Origin of the sequence: Saccharopolyspora sp. SCSIO 74807, assembly GCF_037023755.1 — a bacterium.
Classification (GTDB): domain Bacteria; phylum Actinomycetota; class Actinomycetes; order Mycobacteriales; family Pseudonocardiaceae; genus Saccharopolyspora_C; species Saccharopolyspora_C galaxeae.
This window is the reverse complement of the sequence record NZ_CP146100.1, coordinates 4,377,377-4,402,617: the sequence shown is the minus strand read 5'-3', so window position 1 is coordinate 4,402,617 and position 25,241 is coordinate 4,377,377. Positions and strand designations below refer to the sequence as shown.

The 25,241-nt window shown below is 70.4% G+C and carries 21 protein-coding genes; 10 read left to right on the top strand and 11 right to left on the bottom strand.

Annotation, left to right across the window (positions count from 1 at the left end):
* Nucleotides 1-7 precede the first annotated feature (7 nt).
* The 5 genes from V1457_RS20130 (at nt 8) to V1457_RS20110 (ending at nt 6,326) form a co-directional block, all read left to right on the top strand.
* Entirely contained in the window at nt 8-790 is a 783-nt protein-coding gene (locus V1457_RS20130; protein ID WP_200070670.1) for an enoyl-CoA hydratase/isomerase family protein, read from the top strand.
* The gene (locus tag V1457_RS20125; protein WP_338596088.1) at nt 787-2,883 is read left to right on the top strand and encodes an acetate--CoA ligase family protein; all 2,097 of its coding nucleotides are present in this window, start codon (nt 787-789) and stop codon (nt 2,881-2,883) included. Before V1457_RS20130 ends, V1457_RS20125 begins: the two co-directional genes overlap by 4 nt.
* 61 nt (nt 2,884-2,944) lie before the next feature.
* On the top strand, nt 2,945-4,258 hold the full coding sequence (locus V1457_RS20120) for an MFS transporter (protein ID WP_338596087.1): 1,314 nt from the start codon (nt 2,945-2,947) through the stop codon (nt 4,256-4,258).
* Entirely contained in the window at nt 4,255-5,349 is a 1,095-nt protein-coding gene (locus V1457_RS20115; protein WP_200070673.1) for an acyl-CoA dehydrogenase family protein, read from the top strand. Before V1457_RS20120 ends, V1457_RS20115 begins: the two co-directional genes overlap by 4 nt.
* Nucleotides 5,346-6,326 carry an acyl-CoA dehydrogenase family protein gene (locus V1457_RS20110; RefSeq protein WP_338596086.1) on the top strand — a complete coding sequence of 327 codons (981 nt, stop codon included), beginning with the start codon at nt 5,346-5,348 and terminating at the stop codon, nt 6,324-6,326. Before V1457_RS20115 ends, V1457_RS20110 begins: the two co-directional genes overlap by 4 nt.
* 48 nt (nt 6,327-6,374) lie before the next feature.
* On the opposite strand, the gene V1457_RS20105 is transcribed toward V1457_RS20110, so the two are convergent.
* The 7 genes from V1457_RS20105 to V1457_RS20075 all read right to left on the bottom strand — a co-directional run bounded on the left by V1457_RS20105 (nt 6,375) and on the right by V1457_RS20075 (nt 15,233).
* On the bottom strand, nt 6,375-7,424 hold the full coding sequence (locus tag V1457_RS20105; RefSeq protein WP_338596085.1) for an MOSC N-terminal beta barrel domain-containing protein: 1,050 nt from the start codon (nt 7,422-7,424) through the stop codon (nt 6,375-6,377).
* Nucleotides 7,425-7,499: 75 nt separating this feature from the next.
* Nucleotides 7,500-9,149 (bottom strand): class I adenylate-forming enzyme family protein, encoded by a 1,650-nt coding sequence (locus V1457_RS20100; RefSeq protein WP_338596084.1) that lies wholly within the window; start codon nt 9,147-9,149, stop codon nt 7,500-7,502.
* Between the two features lie 119 nt (nt 9,150-9,268).
* Complete coding sequence (locus V1457_RS20095; RefSeq protein WP_407074702.1) at nt 9,269-10,165, bottom strand: crotonase/enoyl-CoA hydratase family protein; 897 nt, start codon at nt 10,163-10,165, stop codon at nt 9,269-9,271.
* The gene (locus tag V1457_RS20090) at nt 10,162-11,226 is read right to left on the bottom strand and encodes an acyl-CoA dehydrogenase family protein (RefSeq protein WP_338596083.1); all 1,065 of its coding nucleotides are present in this window, start codon (nt 11,224-11,226) and stop codon (nt 10,162-10,164) included. Before V1457_RS20090 ends, V1457_RS20095 begins: the two co-directional genes overlap by 4 nt.
* Nucleotides 11,227-11,268: 42 nt before the next feature.
* Nucleotides 11,269-12,486, bottom strand: coding sequence for an acyl-CoA dehydrogenase family protein (locus V1457_RS20085; RefSeq protein WP_338596082.1), 1,218 nt, complete (start codon nt 12,484-12,486; stop codon nt 11,269-11,271).
* A gap of 32 nt (nt 12,487-12,518) precedes the next feature.
* Nucleotides 12,519-13,664: a thiolase family protein gene (locus tag V1457_RS20080; RefSeq protein ID WP_200070679.1), complete on the bottom strand. Its 1,146-nt coding sequence runs from the start codon at nt 13,662-13,664 to the stop codon at nt 12,519-12,521.
* Between the two features lie 27 nt (nt 13,665-13,691).
* Complete coding sequence (locus V1457_RS20075; RefSeq protein WP_338596081.1) at nt 13,692-15,233, bottom strand: acyl-CoA synthetase; 1,542 nt, start codon at nt 15,231-15,233, stop codon at nt 13,692-13,694.
* A 128-nt stretch (nt 15,234-15,361) separates the two neighbouring features.
* Between V1457_RS20075 and V1457_RS20070 the strand changes: the two genes are divergently transcribed.
* Complete coding sequence (locus V1457_RS20070; protein ID WP_200070681.1) at nt 15,362-16,048, top strand: TetR/AcrR family transcriptional regulator; 687 nt, start codon at nt 15,362-15,364, stop codon at nt 16,046-16,048.
* 62 nt (nt 16,049-16,110) lie between these two features.
* Here V1457_RS20070 and V1457_RS20065 read toward each other — a convergent pair whose 3' ends face one another.
* Entirely contained in the window at nt 16,111-16,875 is a 765-nt protein-coding gene (locus V1457_RS20065) for a 3-hydroxyacyl-CoA dehydrogenase (RefSeq protein ID WP_338596080.1), read from the bottom strand.
* Between the two features lie 384 nt (nt 16,876-17,259).
* Here V1457_RS20065 and V1457_RS20060 point away from each other — a divergent pair, with 384 nt between their 5' ends.
* Nucleotides 17,260-18,855: a long-chain-fatty-acid--CoA ligase gene (locus V1457_RS20060; RefSeq protein ID WP_338596079.1), complete on the top strand. Its 1,596-nt coding sequence runs from the start codon at nt 17,260-17,262 to the stop codon at nt 18,853-18,855.
* A gap of 120 nt (nt 18,856-18,975) precedes the next feature.
* On the opposite strand, the gene V1457_RS20055 is transcribed toward V1457_RS20060, so the two are convergent.
* The 3 genes from V1457_RS20055 to V1457_RS20045 form a co-directional block, all read right to left on the bottom strand.
* On the bottom strand, nt 18,976-19,818 hold the full coding sequence (locus V1457_RS20055) for a PaaI family thioesterase (RefSeq protein ID WP_338596078.1): 843 nt from the start codon (nt 19,816-19,818) through the stop codon (nt 18,976-18,978).
* Nucleotides 19,815-20,579: a crotonase/enoyl-CoA hydratase family protein gene (locus V1457_RS20050; RefSeq protein WP_338596077.1), complete on the bottom strand. Its 765-nt coding sequence runs from the start codon at nt 20,577-20,579 to the stop codon at nt 19,815-19,817. Before V1457_RS20050 ends, V1457_RS20055 begins: the two co-directional genes overlap by 4 nt.
* A gap of 88 nt (nt 20,580-20,667) precedes the next feature.
* Entirely contained in the window at nt 20,668-21,720 is a 1,053-nt protein-coding gene (locus V1457_RS20045; RefSeq protein ID WP_338596076.1) for an MBL fold metallo-hydrolase, read from the bottom strand.
* A 138-nt stretch (nt 21,721-21,858) separates the two neighbouring features.
* Here V1457_RS20045 and V1457_RS20040 point away from each other — a divergent pair, with 138 nt between their 5' ends.
* From V1457_RS20040 to V1457_RS20030, 3 genes are all read left to right on the top strand, one after another.
* Complete coding sequence (locus V1457_RS20040) at nt 21,859-22,392, top strand: DUF1697 domain-containing protein (RefSeq protein ID WP_338596075.1); 534 nt, start codon at nt 21,859-21,861, stop codon at nt 22,390-22,392.
* Between the two features lie 139 nt (nt 22,393-22,531).
* Nucleotides 22,532-24,421: a molecular chaperone DnaK gene (gene dnaK, locus V1457_RS20035; RefSeq protein WP_338596074.1), complete on the top strand. Its 1,890-nt coding sequence runs from the start codon at nt 22,532-22,534 to the stop codon at nt 24,419-24,421.
* Nucleotides 24,422-24,427: 6 nt separating this feature from the next.
* Nucleotides 24,428-25,018, top strand: a complete 591-nt coding sequence (locus V1457_RS20030) for a nucleotide exchange factor GrpE (protein ID WP_338596072.1) — start codon at nt 24,428-24,430, stop codon at nt 25,016-25,018.
* Nucleotides 25,019-25,241 lie beyond the last annotated feature (223 nt).

Genomic DNA, 25,241 nt, shown 5'->3' with positions numbered 1-25,241 from the left:
GCACAGCATGGCGGACCTGGAGTACCGAGTCTCCGAAGGCGTGGGCACGATCCTGCTCAACCGCCCGGCCAAGAAGAACGCGTTCACCCTGGACATGGTCGACGAGTGGGCCGCGGCGATCCGCCGGGCGCAGGCCGACCCGCAGGTGCGCGTCCTGGTCGTCACCGGCGCCGGGGACGCGTTCTGCTCCGGGGTCGACCTGGACGACTTCACCGGCGAGGACAAGTCCGTGCTGCAGGACAAGACCGTGCTCACCGACCGGGTGCACCAGGTCGCGCTCGCCTTGGAGGACATGGACAAACCGGTGATCGCCGCGGTCAACGGCGTGGCCGTGGGCGCGGGCATGGACATGGCGCTGATGTGCGACATCCGGCTGGTCGGCGAGTCCGCGCGGTTCTCCGAGGGCTACGTGCGGGTGGGGCTGGTGCCCGGCGACGGCGGTTGCTACTTCCTGCCACGGCTGGTCGGTACGGCCAAGGCGCTGGAGCTGCTGTGGACCGGTGACTTCATCGACTCCGCCACGGCGGTCGAGCTCGGCATCGCCAGCTACCGCCATCCCGACGACGAACTCTCCGAGAAGACCTACGAATTCGCCCGCAAGCTGGCCGCAGGGCCACCGGTGGCGATCCGGGCGATCAAGCGCGCGGTGTACCAGTCGGCGCGCACCGACCTGCGGACCTCGCTGGACCTGATCTCCTCGCACCAGGCGATCGTGCAGTCCACCGAGGACTCCGCGGAGGCGCTGGCGGCGTTCCGCGAGAAGCGCAGGCCGAACTTCCAGGGCCGGTGAGCATCGTGTCCGATGTGGACGCATTGTTCCGGCCGCGCGCGGTCGCGGTGGTCGGCGCCTCAGAACGCTCCGCGATGGCCGCGCGGCTGACGGACTTCCTGGTGCGCGACGGGTTCACCGGCACGGTCCACCCGGTGAACCCGCGGTACCGGGAACTGCACGGCCTGCCCTGCTACCCGTCCGTGGACCAGTTGCCTGGACCGATCGACCTGGTGCTGGTCATGGTGCCTGCCGAGCGGGTGCTCGACGTGGTGGCGCAGTCCGCGCAGGCGGGCGCGAGCCTGGCTGTGGTGCTCTCGTCGGGGTTCGCCGAAGTCGACGACGCGGGCGCGGCGTTGCAGGCGCAGCTGACCGAACTGGCCCGCAGCAGCGGAATCCGCGTGCTCGGGCCGAACTGCCAAGGCTTCATCTACCGGCCGGGGGCGGTGACCGCATCGTTCAGCTCCGGCGCGGGAATCGGTTCCGCACCGCCGAGCGAAACCGGCGGCATCGCCTACATCGGACAGAGCGGCGCGCTCGGCGGCAGCGTGCTGGGCATGGCCGCCGACCGGGGCGTCGGGCTCACGGCGTGGGTCAGCGTCGGCAACCAGGCCGATCTGACCGCAGCGGAGTCCGCCGCGCTGCTTTTGGAAGATCCCGAAATCCGCGTGCTGGCCTGCTATTTCGAGCAGCTTCCGCGCGGTGCGCAGTGGTCCCGGCTGACCGCGCGGGCCGCCGAACTGGGCAAGCACGTCGTGGTGCTGCGATCCGGGCGGTCGGACACCGGTCGGCGCGCCGCCGCCTCGCACACCGGCGCACTGGTGCGCTCCGGTGCGGCGTTCGACCTGGTCACCGAGCGGTCCGGGGCGGTGCTGGTGGACGATGTGGACGAACTGATCGACACCGCGATCGCGCTCGGCGGGCCGCGGCCCGCGGGCGCGCGGCTGGGCGTGGTCACCAGCTCCGGTGGCGCGGGCAGCTTGGCCGCGGATCAGGCCGAGCCGCGCGGGCTGGGCATTCCCGAGCTCGGCCCGGCCACGCAGGACGCGCTGGCACCGCTGATCCCTCCGTTCGGCAGCCTGGTCAATCCGGTCGACGTGACCGCGCAGGTCATCAACGATGCCGGGCAGCTCGGGCAGGTCTGCGAGGCGGTGGCCGAAGACGGCGGCGTGGATGCGGTGCTGGTGCTGCTGACCACGCTCGGCGGACGCACCGCCGAGCAGATCGCCGAGTCGCTGCTGCGTGCCTCGCGCGCCACGGCGAAACCGTATGCGGTGGCTTGGCAGTACTCGCACGCCGAGATCGCGGAACCGGCCGCGATGCTGCGGCGAGCGGGCATCCCGGTGCTGCCTTCGACGAGTGCGGCGCTGACGCTGCTGTCCCGATTGGTCGCGCGGCCCGCACCGGCCGCGGAGGTGGCCGAGCTGTCGTGGCCGGACGTTCCGGCCGGTGAGCTCACGGAGTCGGCCGGGGCTGGCGTGCTCGACGCGATCGGCGTGGCCCGGCCACGCGGGCGACTCGCGGCCGATCCGGCCGAAGCCGGGATCATCGCCCGCGAGCTGGGCGGTGAGCTGGTGTTGAAGATCCAGTCGCCGGACGTGCCGCACAAGAGCGACGCAGGCGGCGTGCACGTCGGTGTATCGGCGACCGGCGCGGACCACGCGGCGCAGCGAATCCTCGACACCGTCAAGGAGAACGTTCCCGACGCGCGGGTCAGCGGCGTGCTCGTGCAGGAACTCGTTCCCGCCGGGGTCGAACTCCTCGTGGGCGTTCAGGGGTCGAGGGACGGATACCCGCCGGTGCTCACGGTGGGCATGGGCGGAGTCACCACGGAGATCTACGGGGATGTGGTCGCGGAACTGGCCCCTGTGGACGTCAAGGGAGCTCACGACATGCTGCGGCGCCTTCGCGGGTGGCCGCTGCTGGACGGATTCCGCGGCAGCGAACGGTCTGATGTGGACGGTGCGGCGCAGGCCATCGCCGCGCTGTCGCAGCTGGCCGCGCAGCTCGGCGAACGGCTGGTGGAGCTCGAGGTGAACCCGCTGATCGTGCATCCGGAAGGCCGCGGTGCGACTGCGGCGGACCTGCTGCTGAACAGCATTCCCGGCGACTGAGCGGAGAATCGCGGTGCACAGCGGGTCGACGGCGCGGTCGCAACAGCGGGGCGGATCGCACGTGCGGGCCGTCATCGGCGGTTCGATCGGCAACCTCGTGGAGTGGTACGACTGGTTCGTCTACGCCAGCTTCGCGCTGTACTTCGCGGAAAGGTTCTTCCCCGAAGGCAGTCCCACGGCGCAGTTGATGAACACCGCGGCGGTGTTCGCGGTCGGATTCCTCGCCCGGCCGCTGGGCGGCTGGCTGCTCGGCCGGGTCGCCGACCGGCGGGGCCGGAAGTTCGGGCTCACGCTGTCGGTCACGATGATGTCGGTCAGCGCGCTGTTGATCGCGGTGGCCCCGACCCACGACCAGGCCGGCTACCTCGGCGCGGCGATCCTGCTGGTCGCCCGGATCATGCAGGGACTCAGCGTCGGCGGGGAGTACGCGGCCAGCGCTTCCTACCTGACCGAGGCTTCCCAGCGCGGGCACCGCGGACTCGGGTCCAGCTTCCAGTACGTCTCGGTGACGTTGGGGCAACTGTTCGGGCTGGCCGTGCTCATGGTGCTGCAAAGCCTGCTGACTCCGCAGCAGCTTTCCGCTTGGGGTTGGCGGATTCCCTTCGTCATCGGCGCCATCGCCGCCGTGGTGGTGTTCTACCTGCGGCGCCGGCTGCCGGAAACCGCGGCGTACCAGGAGGAAACGGCGAACGACTCCGGACGGCGCGGCACGCTGGCCGAAGTCTGGCGCAACAGGCGCGCGGCGCTGCTGGTGTTCGCCCTGACCATCGGCGGCAGCGTCGCCTTCTACACCTACACCACGTATCTAACGAAGTACCTGGTGAACTCGGCCGGTTTGAGCAAGGGCACCGCCACCTCGGTGATGTTCCTGGCGCTGTGCTTGTTCGCCGTGCTGCTGCCGGTTGGTGGGGCGCTGTCGGACCGCATCGGACGCCGCCCGGTGCTCATGTTCTTCGGCGTGGGAACGACATTGGGCACCTACCCGATCATGACCGCGATCCAGCGCTGGCCCTCGTTCGGTGCGGCGCTGGCGCTCGCGGTGCTGGCGCTGACCATCGTCTGCGGGTATTCGTCGGTCAACGCCTGCGTGAAAGCGGAGTTGTTCCCCACTTCGGTGCGCACGGTCGGTGTCGCCGTGCCGTACTCGCTGGCGCAGGCGATCTTCGGCGGCACCGCGGAATACATCGCGCTGGCGTTCCGCAATGCCGGGCACGAGCACTACTTCTTCTTCTACGTCTCCGGTTGCGCGTTGTTCTCGCTGATCGTCTACCTCGCCATGCCGGAGACCCGCGCGGTCGCCCTCAGTCGCTCCGAGCGGGACGCGGTCGCCGAAGCGGGCCGCGAACCCGGTGCGGGAAAGGAAACGGTGTCATGACCGAGCTCGCCGAACTGCGCCGCGAAGTGCGCGAGGTGTGCCGCCGGTGGCGTGCCGACGGGCGCTACCGGCCGCGCCCGGACGCCTGGCTGCGCTCGTACGATCCCGCGTTCAGCAAGGAATTGGCCGAGCACGGCTGGATCGGCATGACCTGGCCGGAACGCGTCGGCGGCGGCGAGCGGTCCAATATGGACCGGCTGGTGGTGACCGAGGAACTGCTGCGCGCGGGCGCGCCGGTAGCCGCGCACTGGATCGGCGATCGGCAGATCGGACCGTCGATCCTGCGGCACGGAACGGCAGAGCTCCAAGACGAGATCCTGCCGGGGATCGCTTCCGGCGAGCACGTGCTGTGCCTGGGCATGAGCGAGCCGGAGGCGGGCTCTGACCTGGCTGCGGTGCGCACCACCGCGCAACGCGTCGACGGCGGTTTCCGGGTCAACGGCAGGAAGATCTGGACCAGCCACGCGCATCACGCCACGCACTCCTACCTGCTGGCGCGCACCGACAAGACCGAGAAGAAGCACGAGGGGCTCACCGAGTTCGTCGTGGACATGACCGCCGACGGGGTGAGCGTGACGCCGATCGTCGACATGGCCGGTTCGCACCACTTCAACGAGGTGGTCTTCGATGACGTGTTCGTGCCCGCGCGCAGGGTGATCGGCGTCGAGGGCAACGGCTGGCGGCAGGTGACCGAGCAGCTCGCCTACGAACGCGGCGGACCGGAGCGGGTGTTGTCGACGTACCCGGTGCTGGAGCAGCTGCTTTCCGGCGGCGTTGACCAGGATGACGGACTGCTCGCCGAACTCGGCGAGCTGGTGTCGCGGTTGGCCACGCTGCGCAGCCTGTGCGCGCAGATCGCCGGCGCGCTCGACGCGGGCGAGGCGCCGATGCGCGCGGCAGCGACGTTGAAGTACCTCGGCACCGACTTCGAGCGCGAAGTGCTGGAATTCGCCCGCAGGGCAACGGGTTCCGGCGTGGTGCCACCGGACAGCCCGCTCGGTGAGGCGATCATGGCCGCGCCCGGTTTCAGCATCCGCGGTGGCTCCTCCGAGGTTCTGCTGTCCATTCTCGCCAAGCAGGAGGCGCAGTGAACAACCCGTTGATCGCCGAGGTCGCCGCGGACGTTCTCGGGTCCGCTTCCCCGGAACCGGCCGACGAAGCGCTTCCCGCGCTCTGGTCCACAGTGGTCGAACTGGACTGGCCCCTCGTCTCCATCGACGAGGATTCCGCCGGAGCGGGCGGAACTTTGGACGATCTGCTCACGCTGATCTCCGCGGTCGCCGGGAGCGGTATTTCGCTTCCGCTGGCCGAGGCCGCAGTCGCCCGCTGGGCACTCGTCGACAGCGGGCACGACCCGGCGGGCCTCGTCGTGCCCGCGTCCGCCGATGCCGAAGGCGCGCTGCACGATGTCCCGTGGGCCCGGCACGCGCAGCACTTGGTGGTGTGGCGGGAACAAAGCGCACCATTGCTCGTCGACCTGGCGGAGTCCCGGATCGAACGCAGCACGAACCTGGCCGGTGAACCGCGCGACACGGTCGTCCTTCCCGAGTCCGGTGGAGTCGCATTGCCGCAGGCGCCTTCCCGGCCGGAAATGCTGGCCAGAGCCGCACTGCTGAACGCGGCCGGAATCGTCGGCGCGGCACGCGGGGCGCACGAGATCACCCGCGCGCACGTCACGCAGCGCCACCAGTTCGGACGTCCGTTGATCGCGGTGAAATCGGTGGCCAGCGCGCTCGCCACGATGCGGACGGATCTGGTCTCGGCGGAAGCCGCGCTCGGCCGCGCCCGCGAGGCGCACGAACGCGACGATGCCGAGACGTTGCTGGCCGGTACCGCCACCGCCAAGATCCGTGCCGCACGCGCGGCGACCTCCATCGCACGCAACGCCCACCAGCTGCACGGCGCGATGGGCGTGACGCAGGAGCACTCATTGCACCACGTGACCCGGAAGCTGTGGGCGTGGCGTGACGAGCACGGCAGCGAACGCAGCTGGGCCATCTGGCTCGGGCGGGAAGCCCGCGCGCTCGGCGAAGATGCACTGTGGACGGATCTGACCGCCGGAGCGTGAGCCGCCTGCGAACCCAGCTCGCGGGGTCCTTCGACCGAGCGGCCGGGATCACACCTCCGATGGGCCTCGTGCTGCGACCGTCACCGGGTCACCGATCGCGAGCGTCCCGGTGCTGGTGACGGCGAACTTGGTGCCGAACGCGATACCACCGCAGGCGGCCCGCCGGTAGGTGGCCAGCGTCGCAAGCGGCTCCGGTCCGGACTTGGCGCCGAGAGCCTGGTCGACTGTGGTGACAACGCATCGGATCGCCGGTTTGGCATATCCGAGCTCGGCCCGGCCGATCCGGATCCGGCGCAGCGTGTCCTCCGCGTGCGGCCCGTCCCCGCCGGTGATGACGATGTTGGGGCGGAAACGGCTCATCGGCAGCGCCGGGGAATCCTTGGCGCGCAGTGTGCGGTTGAGTCCTTGCAAGGACGCCTCCGACAGGAGGTGTATCGGGCAGCTGTCGGCGTAGCCGGATGTGCCGGGGGTGTGCCCGTCGGTGATGCGATGGTGTTCGGGCGGCACACGCACCAATCTGCTCGCCGTTCCCAGCGCCTGCGACAGCCGCTGCGCCACCTCGTCGCCCTGGTCGATGCCCCGGTACGAGGCGCCGAACAGGTTCACATCCCCGCGTGGGCCGGTGTTGTCGACGTCGATGTCGATCGAGGCGGATTCCGGGAAGTGCAGGACGAGCCGGGTGCCGTCGGCGCTGATCTCCGGCTGGATCAGCGCCAGCTGCGGATGCGCGCGCTGCGTGCGGCAACGGCCTCGGTCATCGGTGACCATGAAGCTGCGGTCCTGGCGGAGTCCTGCTCTGGTCAGCACGGCTTCGGTCAGCACGACCGGGGCGCATCCCTTGACCGGGTAGCAGTACAGCGCCGCCACCCGAAACGCCGGGTCATGGCGCTCGTGCCGGCTCGCGGTGGAGGAATCGGCAACGGAGGATTCGGAAAGCACAGGAGGCTCCTTCGTGTGAAGCGCCCTTCCTGATCTCGCTTTCGTCCGGTTCCCGGTTGAGCGTGGCGGACATGATCCGTTGCAGCGCTTCTCAACCCGGCGACACGTCATCGTGCCGGGCAAAGCATACGCGCTGCAGGACGTTTGCGGGCCGATCACCGGTGAGCGCGACTCCGTCGACGAACCATTGCGCCCCGTTTCGTGCGGTGTGCCGTGGCGATCGAAGCACCGGTCTCAGCCGAGTTCCTCGCGGAGGTCGCGTTTGAGCACTTTGCCGGTGGCGGTGCGGGGAAGCAGCTCGGTGCGGAACACGATGTGGTCCGGAATCTTGAACGATGCCAGGCGTTCGCGCACGTGCGCGCGCAGGTCCTCGGCGTCGGCGGACGCGCCGTCGTGCAGCCGCACCACGGCGGCGACCCGTTCGCCGAGCGCGGCGTCCGGCAGGCCGAGCACGGCGGCGTCGGCCACGTCCGGATGCTCGAACAGCGCCGCTTCCACTTCGGCGCAGTAGACGTTCTCGCCGCCGCGGATCACGACGTCCTTCATCCGGTCCACCACGTAAACCCAGCCGTCGTCGACCCGGCCCAGGTCTCCGGTGCGGAACCAGCCGTCGCCGAACGCCTCCGCGGTCGCGCCGGGGTTGTTCCAGTAGCCGCGCACGATCTGCGGGCCCCGGAACCACAATTCCCCGACCTCACCGGCACCGAGATCATCGCCGGTCGCGGGATCTACGATGCGCAATTGCGAGCCCGGAACCGGGCGACCGACGCTGTCGGGGTGCCCGACGTACTCGTCGCCGGAGTTGCTCACCACCGCCGAGGTGGTTTCGGTGAGGCCGTAACCGTTGGCCGGAGCCACGTTCGCCGCGAGCGTCCGGTGCACCCGCCCGACCAGATCCGGCGGGATCGGCGCACCACCCATGCTCGCACCGTCCAACGTGGACAATTCGCCGGGTTCGGAATCCACCAGGTCGCGCAACACCGTGGGAACCCCGGCGATCGAGTTCAGCTGCTCATCGCGCACCAAGCGCGCGGCTTCCGCGGCGTCCCAGCGGTACATCGTGACGGTCTTCGCGCCCGCCAGCGTCGCGAAGCACAGCCCGGAAAGCCCGGCGATGTGGAAGATCGGGAACGTCAGCAGCACCCCTGGTCGGGCCGCTTGCTCCTGCTCGCCGGTCAGCGCGGCACCGATCCGCCGGCCCAGCACCATGTTCCAGATGTTGGTGCAGTGGTTGCGGTGGCTGCCGACCGCTCCTTTCGGTTTCCCGGTCGTGCCGGAGGTGTACAGGATCGTCGCGTCGTCGTCCGGATGCACCGCCACATCCGGAAGTTCCGCACTCGGATCCAGCTCCGCGATCAGTGACTCCCAAGTGCGCACGCCCTCCGGCGGAGCACCACCGCGCACCTGCACGACGCTGCGGTCGCCGAAGTCAGGGGCCAACGCGGCGACTCGTTCCTCGTCGGCGAACAGGACCCGGGCGCCCGAATCCTCCAGCCCGTAGCGCAGTTCCGGCTCGGTCCACCAGGCGTTCAGCGGCACCGCGATCAGCCCGGCGGCTTGGGTGGCCCAGAAGATCGGCGCCCACTCGGGATAGTTGCGCATCGCCACCGCGACACGATCTCCCGGAGCCAGGCCGAGTTCTCCGAGCAGCCGGTGCGCGAGCCCCGCGGCGAGGCGGAAGTGCTCGTCGAACGTGCGCCGATCCCCGCCGTACACGGTGAATTCCGCATCGCCGTGCATCCGCGAAGCCAGCAGCACGTCCCGGAGCGTCTGCGGGCCGGTGCGGAAGACCCGCATCGGGACACCGCGGACCTCGCGGTCTTCGAGCGCGAACTCCCCGTCAGGGGCGGTGAACTCGGCCAGCAGGCGGTCCCGATCTGCCACGTCCCGGCTCCTCTCGCAAGGTTCGCGCTGCGCGCCTCAGTCTGCGCCCATCACCGGCCGGTTGACCACCCCGCGGGGCGACGGCTCGCAGCCGCGCGAACCTCCGCCCGCCGGACCGCTCATTCCGGACTTCCCGGCCACGGCGGGATGAACGACGGGTAGTCGGTGCTCACTTTGCCGGGGAACCGGGCCGGTCGCTTCTCCAGGAACGAAGCCACACCTTCGGCGGCGTCCGGACTCTTGCCGAGGTCGTAGATCGCGCGCGAGTCCAGTTTGTGCGCCTCCATCGGGCTGTCCGCGCCCAACATGCTCCACAACATCTGCCGCGACGCCGCGACCGAGATGGCGGAGGTGTTCTCCACGATCTCCTGCGCGATTCCCCTTGCGGTGCTGAGCAATTCGGCGTCCTCGACGACCCGCGAGACGAGCCCGCCTTGCTTCGCCTCGGCCGCGTCGAAGATCCGGCCGGTGGAGACCCACTCCATCGCCTGCGAGATCCCGACCAACCGCGGCAGGAACCAGGTCGAACCGGCTTCGGGAACGAGACCGCGGCGGGCGAACACGAACCCGAACCGCGCCGAGGTGGCCGCGATGCGGATGTCGGTTGGCAGCAGCATCGTCGAGCCGACGCCGACCGCGGCGCCGTTGACCGCGGCGATCACCGGCTTCTTGGAGGCGGCGAACCGGAGCGCGCAGGTTCCGCCGCCGTCGCGGGGAACGCCGTCGATCGTGTCGATGTCCGGGATGTCCTTGCGCGACCCCGTTTCGTAGTTGAACGTGTCCGCGCCTTCGCTGAGGTCGGCGCCCGCGCAGAACCCGCGGCCCGCGCCCGTGAGCAGCACGACCCGCACGTCGTCGTCGGCGTCGGTGCGGTCGAACGCGTCGATCAGTTCCCGGCGCATCCGATCCGTGAACGCGTTGAGCCGGTCCGGGCGGTTGAGCGTGATCGTGGCGATCCGCTCGTCCACCTGGTACGTGATCTGCTGGTATTCCAACGGAGTTCCTTCCCGCCTCATGCCCCCATCAGGTCGGCCAGCCGCAGCCGCCGGGCGCGGTCCGATCCGAACAGGACCTCGGATGTCTTGGCGCGCTTGTAGAACAGGTGCGCGTCGTGCTCCCACGTATATCCGATCCCGCCGTGCAGCACGACCCCGTTGGCGGCCGCGTCGAAAGCGGCGGGCGAGCAATAGACCTGTGCCAGCGCGGCGGCCATCGGTAGTTCAGCGGGGTCGTGGTCAGCGGCCCACGCCGCGTACCGGACCAGGGACACCGCCTGCTCCTTCGCGCTGTACATGTCCGCGCAGGCGTGCTTGACGGCCTGGTACGAGCCGATGAGCCGCCCGAATTGCACCCGGGATTTCGCGTACTCCACGGTCATGTCCAGCACGCTGCGCATCCCGCCGACCTGTTCCGCCGCCAGCGCGACCGCCGCCAGATCGTCCACCTGCGACTTGACCGCGGAAGAGTCCTCAGCGGACAGCGCACGGGCCGGAGCGCCCTGCAGGTCCAGCCGCGCCATCCGCCGAGTGGGATCGAGCGTGCGCAACGTCGTGCGCTGCACTCCGGAATCCGCGGTGCGGACCAAGAACCAGCCGGAATCGGCGCGCACCAGCACGATGTCGGCCACATCGCCGGACAGCACGGGGGTCAGACGCCCGTCGAGCACCCATCCGCCGTCGCGGGATACCGCCCGCGCACCTTCCGCGACGGTTCCGATGAGTTCGCCGGAAGCCAGTTGCGGCAACAATTCCCGTTGCGCCTGCTGGTCATCGAGCGCGTCGAGCACGTCGACCGCGAGCACCGCCGAAGCCAGGAACGGCGACGGCAGCAGCGTTCTGCCCAGTTCTTCGGACACGATGGACCGCTCCACATGCCCGGCTCCCGCACCGCCGTGCTCGTCGGCGACGACCAGGCCGAGCACCCCCAGATCGCGCCCCATCCGCCGCCACAGGTCCCGGTCGAATCCCGCACCGGTCTCCATCGCCGCACGCACCTGCGCGGAACCGGCGTGGTCGGCGAGGAACTTCCCGACCCCGTCCCGCAGGTCGCGCTGCTGGCTGTCGAGCGTCAGTTCCACGGCCACCCTCCTAGGCGGTGTGTTGAAAGTGGTCCGATGTGGTCAGGAAGTCTCGCGCTGGGTTCCGACGCGGAGTTCGCGGAACGGCACGTCCTTGTCCACCTGCGGTTCCTTCGGCAACCCGAGCAGCCGGTCACCGATGATGTTGCGCTGCACCTGGTTGGTGCCGCCCGCGATGCTGGAGGCGGGCACCGAGTTGATCGCGGTGCTCAGCTCCTCGGCCGCCGCGTCGTCCGGATCCCAGGCCACCGCGTCGGTTCCGGCGATCTCCCCGGCCGCGTGCAGCGCATCCCACAGCAGGGTCGCGCCAGCGAGCTTGGCCACCGAGCCGCGCGCACCCGGCGGTGCGCCTGCCGCCGCCTCCTGGCTCAGCCGCGTGTTGAACAGCGCCAGCGCCCGTTCCTTCGCGTGCAGCGCGGCGAGCCCGGCGCGGACCGACGGGTCCGCGGAAATCCCCTTCGCCCGGGCGATTCCGGCGAGGTTCGCCGAGCCGAGCGGTTCGTCCCGGCGGCGGACCGAGCCGCCCAGCGACACCCGCTCGTGCCCGAGCATCGTCACCGCAGCGGCCCAGCCCTGGCCCACCTCTCCCAGCACCGCATCGGCGGGCAACCGGACCTCGTCGAAGTAGACCTCGTTGAACGGGGCACCGCCGGTCATGTCCCGCAACGGCCGCACCGCAACACCGGCGGCGTGCATGTCGATGACGAACATGGTCAGCCCGGCGTGCTTCGGCACGTCCGGATCGGTCCTCGCCAGCACCGCGCCGAAATCCGCGTGCTGCGCCCCGGAAGTCCACACCTTCTGCCCGCTGATGACCCATTCGCCGCCGTCGCGCACCGCTCTGGTCTGCAGGCTCGCCACGTCCGACCCGGCGCCGGGTTCGGAGAACAGCTGGCACCAAATCTCCTCGCCGCGCAGCAACGGCCGGACGTAGCGGTTCTTCTGCACCTCGGTGCCCAGGTCCAGCAGCGTCGGCCCGCACATGCCCATGCCGATCACGAACGGCCCGGTGGGCAGCTCGTACCCGGCGGCCTGCTCGCGGAAAGCCCGCTCCTGCGCGGCCGTTCCGCCCTGCCCGCCGTACTCCGCGGGCCAGGTGATGCCCGCCAAGCCCGCGTCGTGCAGCGCGGCCTGGAACCGCTTGGCCACCGGGATCAGCTCGTCCGGGGCGAGTTCGGGCCATCCCGCGGGAACCTCGCCTCGCAGGAAGTCCTCGGCACGCCGCCGGATTTCCGCATCGTCCGATTCGGACACCGCCATCTGCGCCACCTCTCCGAGCTCCGTTCGATGCCCTACAACCGCTCCAGGATGGTCGCGTTGGCTTGTCCGCCGCCTTCGCACATGGTCTGCAACCCGTATTCGACTCCGGCGTCCCGCATGTGGTGCACCAGCGTGGTCATGATCCGCGCCCCGCTGGCACCGAGCGGGTGGCCGAGCGCGATCGCTCCGCCCAGCGGGTTGAGCGTCTTCCAGTCGGCGCCGATCTCGGCCTGCCACGCCAGCGGAACGGGCGCGAACGCCTCGTTGACCTCGTAGACCCCGATCCGGTCGACCGGCAATCCGCTGCGCCGCAAGGCTTTCTTCGTCGCCGGGATCGGCGCGGTGAGCATGATGACCGGATCGTCGCCCGCCAGCGTCGCGGTGTGCACCCGCGCCAGCGGCCGCAAACCGAGTTCGGCGGCCTTCTCGCTGGTGGTCATCAGCAGCGCGGCGGAACCGTCGCTGATCTGCGAGCTGTTGCCCGCGGTGATCACACCGTGCTCGTCGAACGCGTTCTTCAGCCCGGCGAGCTTGTCCACAGTGCCACCGCGGCGCACGCCCTCGTCCGCACCGACGACGGTGCCGTCCGGCAGCGTGATCGGCACGAGCTGCTCGTCGAACGCGCCGGAATCCTGCGCTGCGGCGGCCTTTTCGTGCGAGGCGATGCTGAACTCGTCGACCTGGGTGCGGCTCAGGCCCCACCGCCGCGCGATCATCTCGGCACCGACGCCCTGGTTCGGGCGCACCCCGTCGAGCCGCGCGGTGAGCTGTTCGCCCAACGGGTCCGCGCCCTGGGTGGTGCTGCCCATCGGCACCCGGCTCATCGATTCGACACCGCCCGCCACGACCACGTCGTAGTGCCCCGCGACGAGCCCGGCCGCGGCGAAGTGCACCGACTGCTGCGAAGAACCGCACTGGCGGTCCACCGTCACGCCGGTCACCGAGTTCGGCCAACCGGCCGCGAGCACCGCGTTGCGGCCGATGTCCAAGGTCTGCTCACCGGCCTGGCCGACGCAGCCCCACACCACGTCCTCGATCTCGGCCGGGTCGACCCCGCTGCGCTCGGCCACGGCGCCGAGCACCCGCGCCGAGAGGTCCACCGGGTGCACGCCCGAAAGCGCCCCGTTGCGCTTGCCCACCGGGGTTCGCACTGCTTCCACGATCACCGCGTCTCGCACGGTTCCTCCTCGGTTCGAATGCGGCGCTCAGACGCTTTCGGCCGCATAGCGGGATTTCAGGGTGCCTTTGACGAGCTTGCCGGTCGGTGTCCGCGGCAGCGCGTCCAGGAAGTCCACGCTGCGCGGGACCTTGTAGTTCGCGATGCGCGAGCGCACGTGCTCCAGCAGTTCCCGCTCCAGTTCCGGGCCGGGTTCGGCGTCTGCGGCGGGCTGCACGACCGCCTTCACCGACTCGCCCATCTCCGGGTCCGGCACGCCGATCACCGCCACGTCGGCGATCTTCGGGTGCAGCGCCAGCAGGTCCTCGATCTCCTGCGGGTAGATGTTCACCCCACCGGAGATGATCATGAAGGCTTTCCGGTCGGTGAGGAACAGGTAGCCGTCCTCGTCCACGTAGCCCACATCGCCGACCGTCGCCCAGTTCTGGTGCCGCGGATGCCGCGCCGCGCGGGTCTTGGCCGGGTCGCCGAGGTACTGGAACGGCTGCTCGTCCCGTTCGAAGTAGACGGTGCCGACCTCGCCCGCGGGCAGCTCGGCTCCCTCGTCGTCGCAGATCCGCACGGTGCCGAGCCCGCCGACGCCGACCGAACCGGGTTTCTGCAGCCAGCTGTGCGAGTCGATGAAGGTCATGCCGATGCCCTCGGTCGAGGAGTAGTACTCGTAGAGCACCGGCCCCCACCACTCGATCATCTTCTGCTTGACCTCCACCGGGCACGGCGCCGCCGCGTGGATCGCGACCCGCTGGCTGGAGAGGTCGTGGCGCTCCCGCACCTCGGGCGGCAGTTTGAGCATCCGGACGAACATCGTCGGAACCCATTGGCTGTGCGTGACGCCGTAGCGCTCGATCGCGCGCAGCGCCTGCTCCGGTTCGAAGCGCTCCATCATCACCACGGTTCCGCCGAGCGCCTGCGTGGAGACGGAGTACCGCAGCGGCGCGGCGTGGTAGATCGGCGCGGGCGAGAGATACGTGGTGTCCGGGCCGAATCCGTAGAGCGCGGCCATCGCGTCGGCGAGGATGTCGCCCGGCTCGTGCACCTGGCGGTCCGGCAGGTCCGGCCGGATTCCCTTGGGGCGCCCGGTCGTTCCGGACGAGTAGAGCATGTCCGCGCCGCGCGGCTGGTCCTGCGGCGGCTCCGGCGAAGCGTCGGCCAGCGCGGTGTCGTAATCGCCGTAGCCGGCGACCTCGCCACCGAAGGCGAGCCGCAGCTCGGCCCCGGGAACCTGCTCGGCGACCTCGGTCGCGATCTCGGCCAGCGCCGCCGACACGATCAGCGCGGACGCGCCGGAATCGTTGACGATGTAGGAGATCTCGTCCGCGGTCAGGTGGTTGTTCACCGCCGTGATGTAGAGACCCGAACGCACCGCGGCCCAGTAGACCTCGAACGCGGGCAGCGCGTTGTCGGTCAGCAGCGCCACCACGTCACCGCGCTGCAGCCCGGATTCGCGCAGCACGTGCGCCAGCCGGATCGAGCGCTCCTCCAACTCGCCGTAGCTCAGCCGAGCACCCGAACCGGCCATGATCACCGCAGGTCGCTGCGGATCGATCGCGGCATGGGCACCTGGAAACATGCGGCTCCTCCTCGAACCCGGCGAAAATCCACCCGCAGGCGCTTCGAGAGTCGCACCGCCGCACACGAGCGGTCAATGCCGACTGTTCGCGGACGCGGAACCGGCCGGCGGCCGGGTAGGGTGTGCGAGTGGTCCAGTCCGAGACGACGCGCACCGATGGCGCGGGAGAATCCGCGGCGAAGGCCGACGGCGCGGCACCGCGCACCCGCCGGGAACGCAGCGCCGACAGCCGCGCGCTGATCCTCGACGCGGCCGTGGACTGCCTGATCGAACACGGCTACGCCGGGGCTTCCACGCTGGTGATCCAAGCCAAGGCGGGAGTCTCGCGCGGGCGGCTGCTGCACCACTTCCCGTCCAGGGACGGGCTGCTGGTCGCGGCCGCGCAGCACCTGGCCAACACCCGGCTCGCGCAGACGCGGGAACGCGCCGAGAGCAAGCTCGCCGCCGAGCCGGAAGGGCCCGCGCGGGTCGAGCGCTGCATCGAACTGCTCTGGGAAACCTTCCAGGAACCGCACTTCTGGGCCGCGATCGAGCTGTGGACGGCCGCGCGCACCAACTCCGCGCTGGCCGCGGCGCTGCGCCCGGAGGAACGCGGGCTGCGCGCGGCGATCCGCGAAGTCACCGACGGAATCTGGGGTCCGGTGGTGTGCGCGCACCCGAATTACGAGCAGCTGCGGGGATTGCTGTTCACCAGCATGCGAGGCGCGGCGATGCCCTACGCCTTCGAGGACCGGCCGCCCGCCACGGATCCGCACCTGGCGCTGTGGAAGTCCATCGCGCACCGGCTGCTGGCCGACCCGGACCTTTCAGACTGATCCGCGTGGCGGAATGAGCCGTCCACCGCGGGAGATTTCCCCGCGGTGGACGGAGAACGACCTCAGCGCGGTGCCATCCGGATGGCACCGTCGAGGCGGATCACCTCGCCGTTGAGCATCGGGTTGGCCACGATGTGCGCGGCCAGCGTGCCGAACTCGTCCGGTTCGCCCAGCCGCGAAGGGTGCGGCACCTGCTCCCCCAGGGACTTCTTGACCTCTTCGGACGCCCCGGCCAACAGCGGGGTGTTGAACAGCCCCGGCGCGATGGTGACCACGCGGATCTGGTGCTCGGCGAGGTCGCGGGCGATCGGCAGCGTCATGCCCACGACGCCGCCCTTGGACGCGGAGTAGGCGGCCTGGCCGACCTGCCCGTCGTAGGCCGCTGCCGACGCGGTGTTGACGATGACGCCGCGTTCCTCCCCCACCGGCTCGTGCGCGAGCATCCGCTCGGCGCCCAGCCGCAGCACGTTGAACGTGCCGACCAGGTTGATGTTGATGATCTTGTGGAACTCGGCCAGCGGGAACGCGCCGCGCTTGCGGCTGACCACCCGCAGCGCGTTGCCGGTGCCCGCGCAGTTGATCACGGCGCGGATCGGGCCGAGCGAGTCGGCCACGTCCAGCGCGGCGGCGACCTGGTCCTCGTCGGTGACGTCGGCGGCGACGAACCGGGCCGTGGCACCGAGTTCGCCCGCGACCTGCTCGCCGTCGGAGCTCGGCAGGTCCAGCAGCACGACGTGACCGCCCGCTCCGGTCAGCCGCCGGGCGGTGGCCAGGCCGAGCCCGGACGCACCTCCGGTGATCACAGCGACGCCGCCTGCGATGTCCATGCGTTCCTCCGCTCCCGGGACGCCTTCGTCCCGTGCAGTCAGTGATGACCGGTTTCTACGGCACCGCCGAACGCACCCGCAAGACCAGTCTCACCGCCGTGCCGACGCGCGCGGCCGTCACCCGATCCCGCCGGACCGGCGGCGGAGCGAACGGACTGTCGGACCAATCTAGTGCGACGAAAGTTCCGTTCACTCGGAAAAACTCGCGTCGGAGGAGTGGCATGCGGGCGTGTCGGCCGGTGGAGCCGGAGCGAGTGAGCGGACCGCCGGACCGGCCGGGTTCGCGAGCGCGTCGTTCCCTCCGTTTCGGGAAGCGGGCGCCACGCGGACGCCCGGTTGCTCGTTGTTCTTGCGTCCCCGCCACTTCGACGCCGAGGATCGCCGATGCACACACCGGAACCGGCCCTCACCGGCCGCGGCATGACCAGCAGCGACCAGATCGCCCGGCACGCGCGCAAGATCCCCGAGGCGGTCGCGCTGCGCTCCGGCGAACGCGGACTCACCTACCGGCAGCTGGACGAGCGGTTGAGCAGGCTGGCCAATGCGCTCATCGAGCGCGGCGTGCGCCCCGGCGACCGGGTGGCCGTGCTCGGGCTCAACGACATCGAAGTAGTCGAGTCCTACCTCGCCTGCGGGCGGCTCGGCGCGATCTGCGTGCCGATCAACTTCCGGCTGGTCGCCGACGAGATCGCCTACGCGCTCTCGGACAGCGGCTCCGTGGCCGCGATCGTGGACGCCGCGCTGGCCCCGGCCATGGGCAAAGCCCGGGAGAAGGTTCCCGAAGTCGCCACCTGCCTGGTCATCGGCGACGACGTCACCGAAGCCGGGCCGGGCGCGCAGCGCTACGAGCAAGCCCTTGCGGAGGCGGCCGCGACGGCGCCGGACATCTCGGTCGACGAGCACTCCCCCGCGTTCATCATGTACACCTCCGGCACCACCGGGCGGCCGAAGGGCGCGGTGCTGAGCCACTACAACCTGATGTTGCACGCCTTCAGCATGATGGCCCACCTCGGCACCCCGGCGGGCGAGCGCGTGGGCATGTCCGGGGCGCCGCTGTTCCACATAGCCGGGGTCTCCACGATCCTGCCGAACATCCTGCTGGGCGGGAAAACGGTGCTCAGCCGCTCCGGACGGTTCGACCCCGCGGAGATCGTGGACACCTTGGAGCGGGAACGGGTCTCGGACTGCTTCTTCGTGCCCGCGCAGTGGCAGGCGATCTGTGCGGTGCCGGGCATCGCCGAACGCGATCTGTCCGCGCTGCACCGGATCTCCTGGGGCGCCGCGCCCGCGGCGACCTCGCTGCTGCGCACGATGATCGAGACGTTCCCGCAGGCAGAGGTGACGACCTCGTTCGGGCAGACCGAGTGCAGCCCGGTCACCACGTTGCTGCGCGGCGAGGACGCGCTGCGCAAGATCGGTTCGGTGGGCACCCCGATGCTCAACGTCGAAGTGCGCGTGGTCGACGACGACATGAACGACGTGCCGCGCGGCGAAGTCGGCGAGATCGTCTACCGCGGCCCGACGGTGATGCGGGAGTACTGGAACAAACCGGCCGAGACCGCCGAGGTGTTCCGCGGCGGCTGGTTCCACTCCGGCGATCTGGTGCGCGAGGACGAGGACGGCTACTACTACGTGGTCGACCGGAAGAAGGACATGATCATCTCGGGCGGGGAGAACATCTACTGCGCCGAAGTGGAGGACGCGCTCACGGGCCACCCGAAGGTCGCCGACGTGGCGCTGATCGGCGTGGCCGACGAGCGGTGGGGCGAAACCCCGCTGGCGGTGCTCGTCCCGAGCGATCCGGCGGATCCGCCGACCGCGGCGGATGTCGAGTCGTACTGCCGCGAGCACCTCGCCGGGTACAAGCGGCCGCGGCACGTCTCGGTCGTGCCGGAACTGCCGCGCAATCCCAGCGGCAAGGTGCTCAAGACGCAGCTGCGCTCGGACCGGGAGGGCGGGAAGCTGCCGGACTCGGACTGAATTCCGCGGTGCAAGCGAATTCGCCGCCCCGTGCGAGGCGCGGGGCGGCGAATCGTTGCGGTGCAGGGCGAGGGATCGCCCCGGAACATCGGCGGCTGTCCCGCCGGACGGCTCCCCGGCCTAATCCGGCGGCGGGTTGTCGCCGAAGATGCGGCGAGCCTGCTCGGCGGTCGGCGTCACGAACACCCCGAACGCCTCCACCAGCACGGTGTCCGGGTCGTCCTCGGTGGTGATGGTGGCCGCCGGACTCGTGCGCCGTCCGCTGACCGCGTCGTCGTCGACCCATGCCCGCAGCACCAGCGGTGTCTGCAACGGCACCGGTTTCCGGTAGCGCAGTTGCAGCTTCACCGTCATGCCGGGCCGTCCCGCGGCGGCGTTGGCGTGCCCGAGGATCTGGTCGATCAGCATCGCGCTGACCCCGCCGTGGGTGTAGCTGTGCGGTCCCTCGTAGGCCAGCCCGAGCGTGCAGGTGCCGATCGCGACGCCGTCTTCGACCCGCACCCGCATCGGCGGGGCGATCGGGTTGCCCGTCCCGACCGTCGGGTTGTACATCCGCCGCCCCGGCTTGGCCTGATCCACCGTCGGCGCGACGTGCCGGGTGCGGGTGGCCGCGGTCAGCGGTGCCACCAGTTCCCGAGCTTGATCGGCGATCTTGCGCATGGTGGCCGGGTCGGTCTCGGTGCTGACGCCGGCCTCGACGAGTTCGCGCAGCGCGGCGCCGAGTTCGCGGGCCGCGTCGGCGCGCTCCCGGTCGTGGTCCGGGACGGTGCCCTCCGGCTCCATCTCGGCGTCGGACTGGCGATAGCGGGCGCCGCCGAGCATCGGCTCCTCGGTGCCCGGGTCCTGCGCCGCGTCGTTCTGCGCTGCGTTCCGGTCCGCGGCGTCGCCCCGCGCTGCGTCGCCCAGAACCGGGTCGCCCTGAACCGGGTCACCCTGCGCCGCCTCGCCGTGCACCGGGCTCACTCGCCGCGCCAGACCGGGGAGCGCTTCTCGGCGAACGCGCGGGCGCCTTCCTGGGCGTCGGCGGAGTTGAACACCGGGCCCACGATCTCCGCCTGCTCGCGGAAGGCATCGGCATCGGTCCAGCGCAGCGCGCCGGACACGATCTCCTTGGTGGCCCGCACCGCCAGCGGCCCGTTGGCCGCCACGCGCCCGGCGAGTTCCTTGGCCGCTTCCAGCGCGCCACCGGGCTCGGTGAGGCTGTTGATCAGCCCGTGCGCGTGCGCCTTCTCCGCGGTGAGCGGGTCGCCGGTCAGCGCCACCTCCATCGCCAGCTGGTAGGGCAGCGCCTTCGGCAGCCGCAGCAGCCCGCCCGCGGCCGCGACCAGCCCGCGCTTGACCTCGGGCAGCCCGAACTTCGCCTCCCGCGAGGCCACGATCAGATCGGCCGACAGCGCCAGCTCGCAGCCGCCCGCCAGCGCCCAGCCCTCGACCGCGGCGATCAGCGGCTTCTGCGGCGGGCGCTCGGTGACGCCGCCGAAGCCGCGCCCCGGAATGGAGGGCCGCTCGCCGCGGGCGAAGCCCTTCAGGTCCATGCCCGCGCAGAACGTGCCGCCCGCGCCGGTGAGGATCGCGATGGTGAGGTCCTTGCGGGCCTCGAATTCGTCGACGGCCGCGGCGAGCCCCTCGGCGACGCTCTTGTCGACCGCGTTCTTCGCCTCCGGCCGGTCGATGGTGATCACGGCGATGCCGTCGCCGAAATCGGTGCGGACGCTCTCAGTCACGCGCGTGTCCCTCCGTTGCCGCCGCGTCGTCGGCGCGGCACCTGATGCACCACCCCGCTGCGAGTGGTACCCGTTCGCGAAAAAACGGTCAAGTTCGACCGTTCGCGGCGAACCATCGGGTGATCTTCTCATCCGAGGCCCGCAGCCGCCCGTGCGTTTCCAGCAGCACCAGGTGCGCCAGCGACTCGCGCAGCGCGTGCCGCTTGAGGAACTGCGAAAGCGTCGCGAACGGCCGCGACCAGTGCAGCCGGGTCGTCACGTCCCAGCCGGTGCTGCCCGGGTTCGCGGCCACCGCGCGTTCGACCTCCGCGAGCCGCTCGCCGTGGTGCTCCAGCAGCGAAGCGACCCGCGCGTCCAGGCCGCGGAAGCGGTATTCGTGCGCGGGCAGCACCTCGTCGGCGTCGATCTCGCCGACCGCGCGCAGCGAGTCCAGGTAGCGCCCCAGCGGATCGCCGAGCTGGCCCGGGTACAGCGAGATGTTCGGGCTGATCCGCGGCAGCACGTGATCACCGGACAGCAGCAGCCCGTGCTCGCGCTCGTGGAAGCACAGGTGCCCGGGCGTGTGCCCCGGCGTCCACACCGCGCGCAGGTCCCAGCCGGGCAGGTCGATGCGGTCGTGATCGGCGATGAGCACTTCCGCGCCGTCTTCGAGCAGGTGGGCGCGGGACAGGCCGTGCGGTTCACCGACCACGTCCCGGGGCGCGCCCGCGTCGGTCAGCTGCGCCGCTGCGCGGCGGGTGATCGAGTCGGTGAGCGCATCGTCCGGGCGCACCTGCGCGGCGTCGGCCTCGTGCATCCCGATCCAGGCTCCGGATGCCTCCCGCACCCGTCCGGCCAGCCCGAAGTGGTCCGGGTGCATGTGCGTGACCAGCACCGCCCGCACGTCCGCGGGTTCGTAACCGGCGGTGCGCAGCCCGGCGACCAGGGCCAGCCAGGAGTCCTCGGCGTCCCACCCGGCGTCGACCAGCGCGACGCCGTCGGGCAGCTCGAAGGCGTAGATGAGCGTGTAGCGCAGCGGGTTGTCCGGGATCGGCACCGGGATCGACCAGAGGCCGTCGCGGACCTTCTCCACCGGCGGCAGCACGCCGTCCTGCCACGCCTGGCGCTGTCGCGTCCCGGTCACTTGCACCGCGCTGTCCACGACCGGCCTCCTCGCTGCATCGCGGGTTCCTCCGCCGGACTTTAAGAGAGCGTTGTCGGGGGCGGGAGGCATGCTGCCCGCGACGATCATCACTGCGCGTTCCGGAGCGAGCCGGCCGCGGACGGCGAGGGGGTTTCCGTGCGGCAGCGTCAGATCGCCCTGCTGCGGGGCGTCAACCTGGGCAAACACAACCGCGTGCCGATGGCCGAGCTGCGCGGGGAAATGGCCGCGCTGGAGTTCGGCGAGGTCGCCACGCACCTGCAGAGCGGCAATGTTGTGTTCTCCGCCACGATCTCCGCGGATGCGGCCGAACGGGTCATCGCGGAGGGCATCGCGAGCCGGTTCGGCATCGAGGTCCCGGTGCTGGTGCGCACCCGCGACGAATTGGCCGCGCTGATCACCGCCGATCCACTCGCGGGCGTCGCGACCGACCCGGCCAAATACCTCGTCACGTTCCTGTCCGCGAAACCCGATCCGGACCGGTTCGCCGCGCTGGAGCCGCCGGAACCGGAACTCGTGCGGTTCGGCGAGCGCGAGGTGTTCGTGTGGTGCCCGGACGGGGTGCGCAACACGCGCGTTTCGCAATCCTGGCTGGAGCGGCGGCTCGGGGTTACCGCGACCTCCCGCAACTGGAGCACGGTCGAGCGCCTGCTGGCCATCGCCGAGGGTTAACCCGCAACCGTTTTCCCCACCGTGCCAGGACGTTCTGCCCTATCCGGCACCCGCGCGGGGCGCCGAGGCTGGGACGCGGAGCCACCAGCGGGCGCCGAGCAGCGGTGCTGCCCGCAGCCGATCCGGAGGGGGGCCGCAGATGGGCCGAGCGGTGGGCATCGATCTGGGCACGACGAACTCGGTCGTCGCCGTGCTCGAAGGCGGCGACGCGACGGTGATCGCGAACTCGGAGGGCTCGCGCACGACCCCGTCGGTGGTGGCCTTCGCCCGCAGCGGCGAGCTGCTGACCGGGCAGCCCGCGAAGAACCAGGCGGTGACCAACGTCGACCGCACCATCCGGTCGGTCAAGCGGCACATGGGCACCGACTGGAAGACCACGATCGACGACAAGGCCTACACCGCGCAGGAGATCAGCGCCCGGGTGCTGATGAAGCTCAAGCGCGACGCCGAGAACTACCTCGGCGAAGAGGTCACCGACGCCGTCGTGACCGTGCCGGCCTACTTCGACGACGCGCAGCGCCAGACCACCAAGGAAGCCGGGCAGATCGCCGGGCTCGAAGTGCTGCGCATCATCAACGAGCCCACGGCGGCCGCGCTCGCCTACGGCCTGGACAAGGGCGAGAAGGAGCAGACCATCCTGGTCTTCGACCTCGGTGGCGGCACCTTCGACGTGTCGCTGCTCGACGTCGGCGAAGGACTCGTCGAGGTGAAGGCGACGTCCGGGGACACCCACCTCGGCGGGGACGACTGGGACGAGCGGATCGTCGACTGGCTGGTCGAGAAGTTCCGGCAGTCGCAGGGCATCGACCTGACCAAGGACAAGATGGCCCTGCAGCGGATCAAGGAAGCCGCGGAGAAGGCCAAGATCGAGCTGTCCAGCTCCTCGACCACCTCGATCAACCTGCCCTACATCACGGTCGACGCGGACAAGAACCCGCTGTTCCTGGACGAGACGCTCTCCCGCGCCGAGTTCCAGCGGATCACCTCCGACCTGCTCGAACGCACCCGCACACCGTTCAACGCCGCCGTGCGCGACGCCGGGATCTCGGTGCAGGACATCGATCACGTGGTGCTGGTCGGCGGGGCGACGCGGATGCCCGCGGTCGGCGAGCTGATCCGGGAGCTCACCGGCGGCAAGGAACCGCACAAGGGCGTCAACCCGGACGAGGTCGTGGCCGTCGGTGCCGCGCTGCAGGCCGGCGTGCTGCGTGGCGACGTCAAGGACGTGCTGCTGCTGGACGTGACCCCGCTGTCCCTGGGCATCGAGACCAAGGGCGGGATCATGACCAAGCTCATCGAGCGCAACACCACGATCCCGACCAAGCGCTCGGAAACCTTCACCACTGCCGACGACAACCAGCCCTCGGTGCAGATCCAGGTCTTCCAAGGGGAACGGGAAATCGCCGCGCACAACAACAAGCTCGGCAGCTTCGACCTCACCGGGCTGCCGCCCGCGCCGCGCGGCGTGCCGCAGATCGAGGTCTCGTTCGACATCGACGCCAACGGCATCGTGCACGTGGGCGCCAAGGACCACGGCACCGGCAAGGAGCAGTCCATCCAGATCACCGGCGGTTCCGCGCTGCCGAAGGAGGACATCGACCAGATGGTCTCGGACGCCGAGGCGCACGCCGAGGAGGACCGGCAGCGCCGCGAGGAGGCCGAGACCCGCAACCAGGCGGAAACCCTGGTGTACCAGACGGAAAAGGTGCTCAGCGACAACGACGAGAAGCTGCCCGCCGACGTCAAGGACCGCGTGCGCGGCGCGATCGGCGAGACCAACGAGGCGCTGCGCGGGCAGGACGTGGCGGCGATCCGCACGGCGCTGGACAAGCTCTCCGCCGAGTCGCAGTCGCTCGGGCAGGCGCTGTATTCGGATTCCGGTGGTTCGGAAGCAGGCGGCTCCGGTGGCTCGGGCTCCGGCGGTTCGGGGCAGCCCGGCGGTCCGGGACAGTCGGGCGGTTCGGCCTCCTCCGACGATGACGTGGTGGATGCCGAGATCATCGACGACAACACCGGCCGGAAGGAGTGAGCCGGCGTGGCGCACGACGAACAGGACCCGCCGAACGCGCTGCCGATCCCGGCCGAACATCCCCGGCGGCGCCCGACCGTGGTTACCGATCTGATCGGCCCGCCGGAGTCCGCGCGCACCGACGCGCAGGCGTCCGCCGATCCGGCCGACCAGCTCGACCGGCTGCGCGGCGAACGCGATGAACATCTGGCCTCGCTGCAACGGCTCGCCGCCGAATTCGACAACTACCGCAAGCGGATGCTGCGGGAGCAGACCGCCAACCTGGATCGCGCGGCCGAAGGGCTGCTGCGGGAACTGCTGCCGGTGCTGGACGCCGTCGAACTCGGCGCCATGCACAATCCGGAAGCACTGGGCGCGGTGCACAAGCAGTTGCAGCAGACCCTCGCCGCCGAGGGCCTGCACCGCATCGATCCGCTGGGCGAACCGTTCGACCCGGCCGAGCACGAGGCCGCTCCTTCCGACTCCAGCAACGTGATTCCGTTGCACGGCAACGATGTCCAGGCCAACGCCGTGGTCGCCGAGGTGCTGCGCCCCGGCTACCGCACGCACGGCCGGCTCATCCGGCCTGCGCTGGTGCGCGTCGCCTCCGGCGGTTGACGACCGGTTTCCGCGAAAGCGATCAACGCGCCGATCAATTCATCGGAAAATGCCCAACGAGGAGTCATTCCGAAAGCACGCTGCGCACATGAAAGCCTTCGTTCAACTTTATCGCAGCGTTACGTGACGGTAATCATCATGATCAGGTCTTGTGAGTTGTTTCCGGGCTACTAAAGTTCTCCACCCGGAAGGGCCGAAAAGGATTAACCCTTCCGCGGAGAAC

Coding starts and splice junctions, on each gene's coding strand:
- V1457_RS20130 (WP_200070670.1), top strand. CDS start 8: ATGGCGGACCTGGAGTACCGAGTCTCCGAAGGCGTGGGCACGATCCTG.
- V1457_RS20115 (WP_200070673.1), top strand. CDS start 4,255: ATGACCGAGCTCGCCGAACTGCGCCGCGAAGTGCGCGAGGTGTGCCGC.
- V1457_RS20095 (WP_407074702.1), bottom strand. CDS start 10,165: ATGAGGCGGGAAGGAACTCCGTTGGAATACCAGCAGATCACGTACCAG.
- V1457_RS20085 (WP_338596082.1), bottom strand. CDS start 12,486: ATGGCGGTGTCCGAATCGGACGATGCGGAAATCCGGCGGCGTGCCGAG.
- V1457_RS20075 (WP_338596081.1), bottom strand. CDS start 15,233: ATGTTTCCAGGTGCCCATGCCGCGATCGATCCGCAGCGACCTGCGGTG.
- V1457_RS20065 (WP_338596080.1), bottom strand. CDS start 16,875: ATGGACATCGCAGGCGGCGTCGCTGTGATCACCGGAGGTGCGTCCGGG.
- V1457_RS20060 (WP_338596079.1), top strand. CDS start 17,260: ATGCACACACCGGAACCGGCCCTCACCGGCCGCGGCATGACCAGCAGC.
- dnaK (WP_338596074.1), top strand. CDS start 22,532: ATGGGCCGAGCGGTGGGCATCGATCTGGGCACGACGAACTCGGTCGTC.